The organism is Streptomyces sp. NRRL S-1022 (assembly GCF_000720135.1).
Taxonomy (GTDB): Bacteria; Actinomycetota; Actinomycetes; order Streptomycetales; family Streptomycetaceae; genus Streptomyces.
Genome location: NZ_JOIU01000012.1, coordinates 55,838 through 69,393, shown reverse-complemented (window position 1 = coordinate 69,393; position 13,556 = coordinate 55,838). Strand labels below are relative to the sequence as shown.

General features: G+C 72.0%; 11 protein-coding genes. 8 read left to right on the top strand and 3 right to left on the bottom strand.

What is annotated here, in order from left to right; all coding sequences use genetic code 11:
• The first annotated feature begins 4 nt into the window (after positions 1-4).
• Both IG05_RS0118055 and IG05_RS0118050 read left to right on the top strand, forming a co-directional pair.
• On the top strand, positions 5-1,339 hold the full coding sequence (locus tag IG05_RS0118055) for a hemolysin family protein (protein ID WP_030343771.1): 1,335 nt from the start codon (positions 5-7) through the stop codon (positions 1,337-1,339).
• Positions 1,336-2,439 (top strand): hemolysin family protein, encoded by a 1,104-nt coding sequence (locus IG05_RS0118050; protein ID WP_030343770.1) that lies wholly within the window; start codon positions 1,336-1,338, stop codon positions 2,437-2,439. Before IG05_RS0118055 ends, IG05_RS0118050 begins: the two co-directional genes overlap by 4 nt.
• Here IG05_RS0118050 and IG05_RS0118045 read toward each other — a convergent pair.
• Both IG05_RS0118045 and IG05_RS0118040 read right to left on the bottom strand, forming a co-directional pair.
• Positions 2,436-4,310, bottom strand: a complete 1,875-nt coding sequence (locus tag IG05_RS0118045; protein ID WP_030343768.1) for an AAA family ATPase — start codon at positions 4,308-4,310, stop codon at positions 2,436-2,438. The genes IG05_RS0118050 and IG05_RS0118045 overlap by 4 nt on opposite strands.
• 428 nt (positions 4,311-4,738) lie before the next feature.
• A complete protein-coding gene (locus tag IG05_RS0118040; RefSeq protein WP_078894313.1) occupies positions 4,739-5,359 on the bottom strand; it encodes a uridine kinase family protein in 621 nt (206 codons plus the stop codon).
• 247 nt (positions 5,360-5,606) lie between these two features.
• Between IG05_RS0118040 and IG05_RS0118035 the strand changes: the two genes are divergently transcribed.
• From IG05_RS0118035 to IG05_RS0118015, 5 genes are all read left to right on the top strand, one after another.
• Positions 5,607-6,563 (top strand): hypothetical protein, encoded by a 957-nt coding sequence (locus IG05_RS0118035; protein WP_030343765.1) that lies wholly within the window; start codon positions 5,607-5,609, stop codon positions 6,561-6,563.
• 40 nt (positions 6,564-6,603) lie between these two features.
• On the top strand, positions 6,604-8,142 hold the full coding sequence (locus tag IG05_RS0118030) for an amino acid permease (protein ID WP_030343764.1): 1,539 nt from the start codon (positions 6,604-6,606) through the stop codon (positions 8,140-8,142).
• Between the two features lie 173 nt (positions 8,143-8,315).
• Positions 8,316-9,683, top strand: coding sequence for a peptidase C39 family protein (locus tag IG05_RS0118025; RefSeq protein ID WP_030343763.1), 1,368 nt, complete (start codon positions 8,316-8,318; stop codon positions 9,681-9,683).
• A 119-nt stretch (positions 9,684-9,802) separates the two neighbouring features.
• The gene (locus tag IG05_RS46975) at positions 9,803-9,943 is read left to right on the top strand and encodes an SCO1431 family membrane protein (RefSeq protein WP_107051379.1); all 141 of its coding nucleotides are present in this window, start codon (positions 9,803-9,805) and stop codon (positions 9,941-9,943) included.
• A gap of 72 nt (positions 9,944-10,015) precedes the next feature.
• Complete coding sequence (locus IG05_RS0118015; RefSeq protein ID WP_030343761.1) at positions 10,016-10,669, top strand: TetR family transcriptional regulator; 654 nt, start codon at positions 10,016-10,018, stop codon at positions 10,667-10,669.
• 19 nt (positions 10,670-10,688) lie between these two features.
• Here IG05_RS0118015 and IG05_RS0118010 read toward each other — a convergent pair whose 3' ends face one another.
• Positions 10,689-11,921, bottom strand: a complete 1,233-nt coding sequence (locus tag IG05_RS0118010; protein WP_030343759.1) for a glycoside hydrolase family 18 protein — start codon at positions 11,919-11,921, stop codon at positions 10,689-10,691.
• A 331-nt stretch (positions 11,922-12,252) separates the two neighbouring features.
• On the opposite strand from IG05_RS0118010, the gene IG05_RS0118005 reads away from it, so the two are divergent.
• Positions 12,253-13,425 carry an acyl-CoA dehydrogenase family protein gene (locus tag IG05_RS0118005; RefSeq protein WP_030343757.1) on the top strand — a complete coding sequence of 391 codons (1,173 nt, stop codon included), beginning with the start codon at positions 12,253-12,255 and terminating at the stop codon, positions 13,423-13,425.
• The last annotated feature ends 131 nt before the right edge of the window (positions 13,426-13,556 follow it).

Sequence of the window (13,556 nt, the reverse complement as noted above, 5' to 3'; positions counted from 1 at the left end):
CAGCGTGACCATCTCCCTGCTGCTCCTCGCAGCCGCGTTCCTGCTGATCCTCGCCAACGGCTTCTTCGTGGCCGCCGAGTTCGGCCTGGTGACGGTCGAGCGCCCGGAGGCCGAGCAGGCCGCCGCCGACGGCGACGCCCGTGCCCGTACGGTCGTGGAGTCGCTGAAGGAGCTGTCCTTCCAGCTCTCCGGCACCCAGCTCGGCATCACCATCACCTCGCTGGTCGTCGGCATGCTCGCCGAACCGGCCCTGGCCGGGCTGCTGCGCGGCCCGTTCGCCGCGCTCGGCATCCCCGAGGGCGCCGCCTCCGGCATCGCCGTGGTCGTCGGCATGCTGCTGGCCTCCGCGATCCAGATGGTGATCGGCGAGCTCGTGCCCAAGAACTGGGCGGTCTCCCGGCCGCTGCAGGTCGCGCGCTTCGTGGCCGGCCCCCAGCACCGTTTCGCCCGCCTGTTCCGCCCGGTGATCTCCGCGCTGAACACGGTCGCCAACCGGCTGGTCCGCGCCCTCGGCGTCGAACCCGCCGAGGAGCTGGCCTCCGCCCGCACCCCCGGCGAGCTGGTCTCGCTGGCCCGGCACTCCGCGCAGGCCGGCGCCCTGGAGCAGGACACGGCCGACCTGTTCGTGCGCACCCTGTCCCTGGGCGAGCTGACCGCGCAGCACGTCATGACCCCGCGCGTGAGGGTGAGCGCGCTGCAGGACTCGGCCACCGCCGAGGACGTCGTCAACCTCACCCGGGCCACCGGCCTGTCCCGCTTCCCCGTCTACCGGGAGAAGATCGACGAGATCGTCGGCATGGCCCACCTCAAGGACGCGCTGGCGGTCCCCGTGCACGACCGGCTGCGCACGCCGGTCAGCCGGATCGCCCGCAAGGCGCTCCTCGTCCCCGAGACCCTGCCCGTCCAGCCGCTGCTCGCGCGGCTGCGCAGCGAGCAGCCCATCGCGGTCGTCGTGGACGAGTACGGCGGCACGGCCGGCGTGGTCACCCTGGAGGACATCGTCGAGGAACTCGTCGGCGAGGTCCGCGACGAGCACGACGCCAAGGACACACCCGAGCTGGCCCCGGCCCCGCCCGAGGACGGCAGGCCCGCCTGGGACGCGGACGGCAGCTGCCGCGTGGACGTCCTGCTGCGCATAGGCCTGGACGTGCCCGAGGGGCCGTACGAGACCGTCGCCGGACTCGTCGCCGACCTGCTCGGCCGGATCCCGGCCCCCGGCGACCGGGCCGAGCTGCCCGGCTGGCGGCTCTCGGTCCGCCAGGTCGGCCACTACCGGGCCGAACGGGTTCGCCTGGTCAGGACGGTCCCGGCCGTGAACGCGATGGAGGCCGCCCGATGAGCGTCCTCCAACTGGTCTTCGCGGGCCTGCTGGTGCTCGCGAACGGCTTCTTCGTCGGCGCCGAGTTCGCGCTCGTCTCCGTCCGCCGCAGCCAGATCGAACCGCTCGGCACCGCCCGGGCCCGCCAGGTGCTGTACGGCCTCGAACGCCTGCCGCAGATGATGGCCGCCGCACAGTTCGGCATCACCGTCTGCTCCCTGACGCTCGGCGCGGTCGCCGAGCCGACGGTGGCGCACCTGCTGGAACCGGTGTTCGAGTGGATCCACTTCCCGCAGGGCGTGATCCATCCGCTGGGCTACGTCATCGCGCTGGCCGCGGTGGTCTTCTTCCACCTGGTGATCGGCGAGATGGTCCCGAAGAACCTCGCGATGGCCGCCCCGGAGAAGGCCGCGCTGTGGCTCAGCCCCGGCCTCGTCTACTTCGCGCGCCTGTGCAGGCCGATCACGGTGGCCCTCGGCGCGTGCGCCCAGGGCATCCTGCGGTTGTTCCGGGTCGAGCCGAAGGACGAGGTCGAGGCGGTCGTCACCACCGAGCAGCTCAACCGGCTGCTGGAGGACTCCGGCCAGGCGGGTCTCCTCGACCCCGAGGAGCAGGAGCGCCTGGAGGACGCCCTGGAACTGGGCTCCCGCCCGGTGACGGACGTCCTGCTGCGCCGGGAGTCCCTGGTCACGGTGGCGCCCTCGGTCACCCCGGGCGAGATCGTGGAGCTGACCGCCCGCACCGGTTACTCCCGCTTCCCGGTCGCGGCGACCGAGAAGGGCCCCTTCATGGGGTACGTGCACGTGAAGGACGTCCTCGACCTGGAGGACTCCGAGCGGGCCGTCCCGCAGCAGGTGTGGCGCCCGATGGCCACGCTCCGCGCCGAGCTGCCGCTGGACGACGCCCTCACCGTCATGCGCCGCGCGGCCACCCACCTGGCCCAGGTGGCCGACGCCTCCGGCCGGGTCCTCGGCCTGGTGGCCCTGGAGGACGTCCTGGAGATGCTGGTGGGAGAGGTACGGGACCCGGCGCACCGGGAGGCGCCCGAGGTGCGGCTGACCGAACCCAGGGCGAGCGGGGAGCCGGAGGAGGCCGGAGCGATGGCCTGGGGCCGGCCCTAGCTGTAGGACGACGGATCCTGCGGCCCCCGGCCCGACAGCACCTCTCCGTAGGCCTGCATCAGGTCGGGCAGCCGCAGGGTCGCCAGGTCGTCCCGGGACAGCGAACCGGGGTACACCGACAGGCGCAGATCCCGGTAGGCGCAGCTCTTCTCGTACAGCGTCCGCAGGAACCGCCCGTTCCCCAGCTCGTCGATCCACCCCTGGTCGACCACGTGCCCGGCGATGGAGAGCAGCTCCTCCAGCGCCTCGTCGTCCCACCGGTCCCCGTTCTCCGCCGCGAGCACCTTGCCGATCTCGGTGAGTTCCGGCGGGCGGTAGGAGGGGAAGTCGACCCGGGTGGTGAAGCGGGAGGACAGGCCGGGGTTGGCGGCGAGCAGACGGTCCATGCCCTCCGGGTAGCCGGCCAGGATCACCACCAGGTGGTCCCGGTTGTCCTCGGCCCGCTTCAGCAGCACCTGCAGCGCCTCGTCGCCGTACGCGTCGCCCTTGCCGTACCCGGAGTTGGACAGCGCGTACGCCTCGTCGACGAAGAGCACCCCGCCGATCGCGGAGTCGATCAGCTCGTTGGCCTTCACGGCCGTCTGGCCCAGGTACTCGCCGACCAGGTCGGCCCGCTGGGCCTCCACGAGGTGGTCACCGCCGAGGAGTCCCAGCGCGTAGAACACCCGCCCGAGGATGCGCGCGACCGTGGTCTTGCCCGTGCCGGACGGCCCCGAGAAGACGAAGTGCCGTTTGGGCGGCTGCACCGGCAGTCCCTGCCCGGCCCGCAGCCGGGCCATGTTCAGCTGCGCCGACAACGCCTTGACCTGGCGCTTGACCGGTTCCAGCCCGACCATGCGCTCCAGTTCGGCGAGCGCCTCCTCCAGCAGCGCGGGGTCCGTGGGGCCGGCCGGGACCGGCGATCCGGACACCGCGGACACCCCGGTCTTCGTGCGCACCGAGGGGTCGGTCACCGACGGCAGCGGCCCGGTCGGCAGCTCGGGCTCCGGCAGCCGCAGGTCCCGGCCGTCCAGGCCGAACAGCGGGTCGAACCCGTCCGGCCCGTCCACCGTGTCCTGCCCGGCGCCGGTCAGCGTGATGGCGGCGAGGCCGGCCGCCTCGTCGTACCCGTCGCCCTCGGAGATCGCGGCGAGCCGGGCGGAGGTGTCCATGAAGGCGGGGTCGACGCGGTGCACCGCCCGGTACAGGGGGAGCGCGGCGGCCGAGCGTCCCGTTCCCTCGTGCGCCCGCGCCAGCCAGTAGCGCAGTTCCTTGCGCTGCGGCTGTTCGCTGCGGCACCGCATCAGCGCCGCCGCCAGCAGTGGCTCGGCCTGGCCGTACATCTCCAGCCGGACCCGGGCCATGCCGCCGAACAGGCCGGCCTCGATGCCGAGCAGCGGATCGTCCAGCAGCGGGTCGGTGTGCCGGACCAGCTGCTCCCAGTCCTTGACCAGGTAGGCGCGGCAGGCGTGCAGGAAGCGGACCTGCGGGTCGGCGTCGACCGGGGGCAGTCCGGCGAGGGCACGGTCCAGCTCGGGCACGTGCCGGCCGTCCAGCCAGTGGGAGGCGTGGGCCAGCAGCAGGTCGCGCGGGCTCTCCAGCACCGGCTGCACCCACCAGCCCAGCCAGTACCAGGAGTTCAGGGCGCGGCGGTGCCGGGTGCGCTGTTCGCCGAAGCGGTCGCGGTGCCGGAACATCCGCAGCAGCGCGGTGGTCGTGTCGACCCGGAGCGCGTGCAGTCCGAGCCAGGCGTCGGCCATGCCCGTGTCCATCCGCACCGCGGTGCGGAACTCCTCCTCCGCCTGCGGGTAGGCGCCCATCGTGTAGGCGTCCACACCCCGCAGCCAGGCGAGGTCGGCCGGGGCCTCGGGGCCCTGCGTGCCGAAGTCCATCACGTCCCCCCACAAACCGTGCCCCCGTGGTTCACCACCGGGCAGGCGCCCGACGGCCGCCGCGGTCGAACCGCTGTGCCGCGGACCGGAGTTGCAGGTGCGAGGCAGCCGCTCGAAGGTCGCACCGAGGGCATCGTACCCGCGGTACCTGCGCGGGCCGAAGGGTGCCGCACGGGACGTTCGGCGAGGTGGGAGCAGACGGGGCGCACGGCGTTTCGTGACCCAGGGTGAGAGGACCGGTGTGTGGGGCGGCCGGAAAAGGGTGCCGCGGGCAGAACGAAGCCCCCGGTCACGGGGGAACAACCGGGGGCTTCGCGTCGGCGGGCGGCTCCGAAAGCCGCACATTGAGAACGTAAGACCTGTACGGCCCCCGGGTCAAGCAGTGTCGAGGCGCTCGGAGAAGTTGTCCCGCAGGGGTCTTCACCAGTTCACCACATCCGTGATGGTCCATCACGCAGCGTCACGCCGGGCTCGGCGCCGGGAGCGGTCGCCGGCCCCGGCAGCACCTCGTACCCCTCCTGCTGCTGCAGCACCAGAAGATCGGCATGGGGGCGTGAGGGGTCGGCGGCGAAGTGCGCTCGCTCCGCCGCGACCCAGCCCTCCCAGAACTCCCGCTGCTCCGCGCCGTCCCGTTGCCGGCCACGCGCCCAGGAGTCCTCCCGGGGCAGCTCCATCCACAGCAGCCGGGCCAGGTGCGGCCGCAGTGCCCTGCGGCCGGCGCCGACGCCCTCGATCAGGACCACGGGCGCGGCCGGCAGCGGGCGGGGGGCGCCGAAGGTGCGGGCCCGCCAGTCGTAGGGGGTGTAGTGCGCGCTCTCGCCGCGGGACAGGGGCTCGATCACCTGGGTCAGGAGCCGGCCGGTCCAGGCGAACAGCTGCTCGTGGCTGGCGATGTCGTCGAGGTGGAGCACGGGCGCCCCGCCCAGTGCGTGCGCCAGCCGGCCGGCGAAGGTGGACTTCCCGGAGCCGGCGTGCCCGTCGACGGCGATCAGCCGGACCGGTCCCAGCGAGGGAGGGAGTCCGTGCAGCCGGGCGGCGAGGTCGTGAATGGTGATTCCCCCGGGTGATGGTGGCGGTGGTGTCCGTGGGTCCTGTGGTGCGGTGTGTGGGTTTTCCGTGAAACAGTCTAGTAGTAGTCGCCCTTTGAACCATCGGCTGGCGGCCAGTCAATGGCCCCGATAAACATTCCGAATCCCCTGACCGATATGTCGAATTCGGCGTTCCTGATGTGGCCGACGCTGAGTAAGGTGCCTCCTGCGCACCGTGATGCGTCGAACGGGGATGGGGCAGGGGGACATGGCCGCGGAGTTATTCGACGGGCACTATGTATGGCATCCGGCGGCCGACGACCGCGTGCTGGCGAGCGTATGCGTCGATGTACGCGCCGGCCGCTACCGGTACGCCCAGGAGGCGCTCACCGAGACGCGTTCCGACTTCGCCCTGCGCGCCCACCGCTCGCTGGTCCTCGCCTCCGAGGCGGCCGGCACCGACCTGGTGGAACGCTGGCTGGCCGAGGAGCCCACGCCCGAGGCCTCGCTGATGTGGGCCCGGGTCGCGGTGCAGCGCGCGCTGCGAGCCGCCGACGAGCGCGACGACCGCGCCGAGGCGCTGGAGCGGATCGCCCTGACCGCCTGCGACCGGGCCGCTGCGGCGGCCCCCGCGGACCCCACCCCCTGGGTGGCCCGGCTCGCCATGGCCCGGCTGCACCGGCTGCGCGACCCCGCCCCGCACGGCCTGCTCACCGCTCCGCCCGGCCCCTGGCGGCTGTTCGCGCACATCCTCTCCCGCGACCCCTGGCACCGCGAGGCCCACCACCGCTTCCTTTCCTTCTTCTTCACCCGGCACGGCGGCTCGGTGACCGCGGCCTGGGACGTGGCCGCCTTCCTCAGCCAGCGGGCGCCCGCCGACTCCGCCCTCCGGCTGCTGCCCCTGGTGGCGCTGGTGGAGAGCTACAACCCCACCCAGCTGCTCGCCGACCGGGTCTGGGAACAGCCCCAGTGGCGCGCCACCGCGCTGGCGATCTACCAGCACTGGCTGCCCGCGGTGGCCGGATACCGCTTCACCCCGGTGCTCGACCTGGCCTACCTCGCGCACGCGCTGGTCATGGGCCGGCGCGAGTTCGAGGCCCGTGCGGTCTTCACCGAGATGGGCCCGTACGCCTCCCGCATGCCCTGGAGCGCCTTCGGCGACCCCGCCGAGCAGCTCTCCCGGGCCCGGCGCGCCTGCGGCCTGCCCGTCCCGGGACCCGCCTGACCCGCTCGTCCCCACCCCCCACCGAGAGAAAGGCCGATCTGTGTCGGAACGGATGTCGACTCCGCGGTCGCGGGCCCGTGCCGCGGACCCCGTCGTGCTCGACGACGACGCCACCCTGCACGCGATGGGTTATCCGCGAAAACTGACCCGGCGCTTCGAGGCGTTCGACAACTTCGCTATCTCGTTCACCATCATCAATATCCTCTCGGGTATTTTCTCGTCGTTCGGATTCGGTATGAACGCCGGCGGCCCGCGCATTCTCGTGTTCGGCTGGATCGGCGTCTCGCTCATGGTGCTGCTCATCGGCGCGTCCATGGCGGAAGTCGCCTCCGCCTATCCGACGAGCGGTGCCCTCTATTTCTCCGCGGGCAAACTCGCCAAGCGGCACAAAGGCGCCTGGTCGTGGTTCACCGGCTGGCTGAACTTCGTGGGCCAGATCGGCGGCACCGCCGCCACCGGCTACGCCGCCGCCACCTTCATCCAGGTGTTCGTGCAGCTGCAGTGGCCCTCCTACCGGCCGACCGCGCACCAGACGGTCCTCATCACGGCCCTCGTCATCGTGCTCCAGGGACTCGCCAACACCTACACCGTGCAGCTCGTCGCCCTGCTGAACCGCATTTCCGTGTGGTGGCTCCTGATCGGACTCGTCGTGATCGTGGGGGCACTGGTAGTGATGCCCGACCATCACCGGTCCGCGTCCTTCGTGACGCATTTCGAGAACAGCACCGGCTTCACGAGCGGCCTTTACGGCGGCATGCTCGGCCTGCTGGTGACCAGCTGGACCTTCACCGGGTTCGACGGCAGCTTCCACATGTCCGAGGAAACGGTCCGCGCGACGGTCAGCGCCCCCAAGGGCATCACCCGCGCCATCGGCTGGTCCGCGGTCGCCGGCCTGGTCCTGATGCTGGCGCTGGTCTACAGCATCGGCGACTACGCCGGGGTGGCCGGTGCGCCCGCGCCGCCGGTCCGGATCCTGATCGACGGCCTCGGCCTGCGCACCGCCAAGGTGATGCTGCTCGTCGTCATCGGCGCGATGCTCTTCTGCGGCCTCGCCAACCTCACCAGCAACACCCGGCAGATCTTCGCCTTCTCCCGGGACGGCGCCATGCCCGGCTCCCGCTGGTGGCACTCGGTCTCGCCGCGCACCCGCACACCGGTGAAGGCCGTCTGGTTCGCGGTCGCCTGCTCGCTGGCCCTGGTGGTGCCCGGCTGGTGGTCGCACACGGCGTTCACCGCCATCGTCAGCGTCAACGTGGTCGGGCTCTTCCTTGCCTACGCCGTGCCGATCTTCCTGCGGCTGCGGCTCGGTGACGCCTTCCAGCCCGGGCCCTGGCACCTGGGCCGCTGGGGCAGGCCGATCGGCTGGCTCGCGGTGGTCTGGATCCTGCTCAGCAGTGTCCTGTTCATGCTGCCGCAGGCCTCGCCGATCACCGTCGACTCCTTCAACTACGCGCCGATCGCGCTGGCCGTGGTCCTGCTGGTGGCCACGGTGTGGTGGTTCGCCACGGCCCGCCGCCGCTTCCAGGGACCGGTCAGCTACGGGCGCCCCGACGAGGTCGCCGCGATGGACCTCGTCTGACAGGGCCGTCCGGGCCGGGCGTCGAGGCCGGGCGCGGGCGCGCCCCCTTCCAGTGGCGCAGACCAATATTCCTGGCGCGGCATGTGCGGAAGTGCTGGCAGCGTCATCCGGCCTCCTTCATAGTTACCGCACCGGACCAGCCCGCCTCGGACACCCTGGGGGTCATCGCGCCCATGAGCAGAGCCCGACAGCCGTCCCGCAGAACCGTTCTGGCCGTGGCCGTCGCCGCCGCGGTGACCGGCACGGCGGCGCCCGCCGCCGCCGGAACGCGCCCCGCCGCCGACACCGACGACCCCGGCCAGGCACCGGGCCGCCCGATCGACTACCACGCCTGGACGACGTACCGGGACTGGCGCTGCGGCACCGCCCAGGGTGCCCGGGCGGTGCCCGGCCGGCGTCCCGGCGTCGTGATCGGCGCCCCCGCCGGCCGTACCGACTACACCGACCCGCACACCGGCACCACCGCCACCTGGGAGTACGCGACCTGGACCTCCCCGGAGCACCGGCTGACCGTGCCCGCGACCGAGGCCGTCGCCTCCTGGAACGCGGACACCCCCGACGGCACCTGGCTCCAGGTCGAGCTGCACGGCACGTACTCCGACGGCACCGAGACGCCCTGGTACGTGATGGGCCGCTGGGCGGCCGGCGACCAGGACATCAAGCGGACCTCGGTGGACGGCCAGACCGACGGCAAGAGCACCGTCTGGACCGACACCTTCGCCGTCGACGACGCGAGCACCGGCCTGCGCCTGACGTCGTACCGGCTGCGCCTGACCCTGTACCGCCGGCCCGGCACGCGTCTCACGCCGACCGTGTGGCGGCTCGGCGCGATGGGCTCCGACATCCCCGACCGCTTCACCGTCCCGGCCTCCACCCCCGGCCTCGCCCAGGAGCTGGCCGTCCCGCGTTACTCGCAGGAGATCCACAAGGGGCAGTACCCCGAGTACGACAACGGTGGCGAGGCCTGGTGCAGCCCCACCTCCTCGCAGATGATCATCGAGTACTGGGGCGGCCGGCTCACCCCCGAGCAGCTGTCCTGGGTGGACCCCTCCTACGCCGACCCGCAGGTGTGCCACGCGGCCCGCTCCACCTACGACCACCAGTACCAGGGCTGCGGCAACTGGCCCTTCAACGCCGCCTACGCGGCCACCTTCGAGGGCCTCCAGGGCGTCGTCACCCGGCTCGCCTCGCTCACCGACCTGGAGACGCTGATCGCGGCCGGCATCCCGGCCATAACGTCCCAGTCGTTCCGCAAGGAGGAGCTGACGGGGGCCGGTTACGGCACCTCCGGGCACCTGATGACCGTCATCGGCTTCACCGCCGAGGGGGACGTGATCGCGGGCGACCCGGCCTCGCCGGACGACGATGCGGTGCGGCGCGTCTACAAGCGGCGCGAGTGGGAGAACATCTGGCTCAGGACCAAGCGGTACAACGCCTCCGGCAAGGTCGTCTCCGGCACCGGCGGGGTCTGCTACCTCTACTTCCCGGCCCATCCGACCCCGCACCAGCGCAAGGCGCTCGCCGCCGTCGGCGTGTACTGAGGACCGGTGTCCCGCGGCCTGTGACCAAGCTCATCGCCGCGGACCGGGGCGCGGGTGGCATGGTGGACGAAAGGGGTGGGGGATTCCGCCGTACACGTCCGACCTCTGCGAGTACCACCATGACCGCACACCAGGCCACCGCCACCCGCGCCCTCACCGGAGGCCCCGGGGAAGACGGGCCGAAGATCCTCGAACACGCCCTGGGCTGGGTCCTCGTGGCGGTGTTCGCCATGCTCGTGACCCAGCTCGGCCTGCTCTGAACCGACCGCTCACGTGTGCGGCTTGTTCTGACATACTGCGGATGTCCCGCCGCGCCTAGTCCGGGGTCGATCGTGAACTTGCCGCAGCAGCGTGCCGCCACCCGGGTGCGCGGCACCGAGCGCTCCATGGCGCGCCGCGCCGAACTCATCGCCATCGGGCGGAAGTTGTTCGCCGACACGTCCTACGACGCGCTGTCCATGGACGACATCGCCCGCCAGGCGCGGGTCGCCAAGGGACTGATCTACTACTACTTCGGGTCCAAGCGCGGCTACTACTTGGCGATCATCCAGGACTCCGTCGTGGACCTGGTCGCCTCCGCCGCGGGCAGCCTCCAGCTGCCCGCCGTGGACCGCGTGCACCGCACGATCGACGGCTATCTGCGCTACGCCGAACACCACCAGGCCGCCTACCGCACCATCGTCAGCGGCGGTGTCGGCTTCGACACCGAGGTGCACGCGATCCGGGACGGCGTGCGCGAGGCGATCGTCACCGCGATCGCCGAGGGGGCCTACGGCCGCGGTGACATCTCCCCGCTGGCCCGGATGGGCCTGCTGTCCTGGGTGTGCGGCGTGGAGGGCGCCACCCTGGACTGGATCGACCGCCCCCGGCTGTCCCGCGACACCATGCGCCAGCTGCTGGTGAAGACGCTCGGCGGGGCCCTGCGCGCCGTCGAGGAGCTGGACCCCGCCCACCCGGCCCCGCCGCCGGCCCGCCGGGACGGCTGACCGGGGCCGGCCGCCCGGGCTAGTTGATCGCCTTGATCAGCTCACCGTTCGCGGTGTCGCCGCTCAGCTCCCAGAAGAAGGTGCCGCCGAGGCCCTGCTGGTTCTTGTACGTCATCTTCGTGGCGATCGTCGACGGAGTGTCGTAGCTCCACCAGTCGCTGCCGCACTTGGCGTAGGCGGTGCCGCCCACGGTGCCGGTCGCCGGGCACTTGGTCTTGAGCACCTTGTAGTCGTCGATGCCCTGCTCGTACGTGCCCGCCGCCGGGCCGGTGGCCGTGCCGCCGGGCGCCGCCTGGGTGACGCCGGTCCAGCCGCGGCCGTAGAAACCGATGCCGAGCAGCAGCTTCGAGGCCGGGACGCCGAGGCCCTTGAGCTTGGCGATGGTGGCCGAGGTGTAGTAGTTCGCCTTGGGGATGCCCGAGTAGGAGTTCAGCGGGGAGTGCGGGGCGGTCGGGCCGGTCGTGTCCCAGGCGCCGAAGTAGTCGTACGTCATCGGGTTGTACCAGTCGACGTACTGGGCGGCCCCGGCGTAGTCCGCCGCGTCGATCTTGCCGCCGCTGGTGGCGTCCGCGGTGATCGCCGCGGTGACCAGGTTCCCGGAGCCGAACTTCGAGCGCAGGGCGCCCATCAGGTTCTTGAAGGCCTCGCGCCCGCTGGTGTCACAGGTGTTGCCGCAGGCGTTCGGGTACTCCCAGTCGATGTCGATGCCGTCGAAGACGCCCGCCCACTTCGAGTTCTTCACCAGGTCGTAGCAGGACTGGGCGAAGGCGGCCGGGTTCTTCGCGGCCTCGCCGAAACCGCCGGACCAGGTCCAGCCGCCGAAGGACCACAGGATCTTCAGGCCCGGGTGCTTCTTCTTCAGCTTCAGCAGCTGGTTGAAGTTGCCGCGCAGCGGCTGGTCCCAGGTGTCGGCCACGCCGTCGACGGACTCGGCGGCCGTGTAGGCCCGGTCGGTGGCCGCGTAGGAGTCGCCCATGGCGCACTTGCCGCCGGTGACGTTGCCGAAGGCGTAGTTGACGTGGGTCAGCTTGGCCCCGGAGCCCGAGGTCTCGATGTTCTTGACGTAGTACTTGCGGTCGTAGGTGCCCCATTCGGTGAAGTAGCCGACGACCTTGGAGCCGGCCGTCAGCTGCGGGGCGCTCGGGGCCGCCGCGGTCGCCGTGCCCGTGCCGGCCAGCAGGCCGGCACCGAGGGCGGCGGTACACGCGGCCGAGACGAGCGCCCGGACGAGGGAGCGGTGGGATGTGTGCATCGGGTGTCTCCTCGTGGGGGAGAGGGGATCGCGCGCCGATTGGCATGAACGCGGTAAAGCGTTGGTCATGCACAGTAGGAGGACTAGACCATTTGGTCAATGGTTCGGACCAGTCTCCGCCCGGCGGGACCCGGCGCCCGGGCTCTTGAAGTAAGCGGTCGTTAACTGGTGACGGGAGGTCGCCGATCGGGCATACTCACAGCGCATGCCGCAGGTCAGCAGCTTCCGAGACCCGGGAGCCGGCGCCTTCGGCCCAGCGCAACGATCAGGCGGAGCCGCCCCCCAACCCCGGGCCGGACCGCCGGTGCCCGAACAGGGAGGAGCCGACGCCATGTCCGACCGCGACCCGCAGCCGGTGGAGCGTCAACTGCCCACGGAAGAGGCGAGGGATCTGCTCGCCCTCGTCCGGGACATCGCCCAGCGCGAGATCGCGCCGAGGGCCGCGGAGGAGGAGGACGCGGGACGCTTCCCGCGCGAGATCTTCACCCTGTTGTCCGAGTCAGGCCTGCTGGGTCTGCCGTACGACTCGGAGTACGGCGGCGGCGACCAGCCGTACGAGGTGTATCTCCAGGTCCTCGAAGAGCTGGCCGCGGCCCGGCTCACCGTCGGCCTCGGGGTCAGCGTCCACACGCTCGCCTCCTATGCCCTCGCCACCTACGGCACCAAGCAGCAGCAGGTCGAGCACCTGCCCGCGATGCTGGGCGGCGGCCTGCTCGGCGCCTACTGCCTGTCCGAGCCGTCCTCCGGCTCCGACGCGGCCTCCCTGCGCACCAGGGCCGTCCGGGACGGCGACTCCTGGGTGATCAACGGGACCAAGGCCTGGATCACGCACGGCGGGATCGCCGACTTCTACACCGTGATGGCCCGCACCGGCGAGGACGGCCCGCGCGGGATCACCGCCTTCCTGGTGCCCGGCGACGCGCCCGGCCTGAGCGGTGCGGCCCCCGAGAAGAAGATGGGCATGAAGGGCTCGCCCACCGCCCAGGTGCACCTCGACGGCGTCCGCGTCCCGGACGACCGGCGCATCGGCGAGGAGGGCCAGGGCTTCTCCATCGCCCTGGCGGCGCTCGACTCCGGCCGGCTCGGCATCGCCGCCTGCGCCGTCGGCCTCGCCCAGGCCGCGCTGGACGAGGCGGTCCGCTACGCGACCCAGCGCCGCCAGTTCGGCCGGGCCATCGCCGACTTCCAGGGGCTGCGCTTCATGCTCGCCGACATGGCCACCCAGATCGAGGCGGGCCGCGCGCTGTACCTCGCCGCGGCCCGGCTGCGCGACGCAGGCCGGCCGTTCGCCAAGCAGGCGGCCATGGCCAAGCTGCACTGCACCGACGCGGCCATGAAGGTCACCACGGACGCGGTGCAGATACTGGGCGGCTACGGCTACACCGCCGACTTCCCGGCCGAGCGCTACATGCGCGAGGCCAAGGTCCTGCAGATCGTCGAGGGCACCAACCAGATCCAGCGGATGGTCATCGCCCGTCACCTGGCGGGCCCGGAAGGCCGCTGAACTGGCCCGTGCGGACCGTGGGGGCCGCCAGCCTGACCCACTCCGGGTCGTGGCGGCCCGGCAGGGTGCGGCCCCGGTCGGCCCAGGTCCGCAGCAGGTCGCGGTAGATGGGCGGGTCCGGCGGCGAAGGC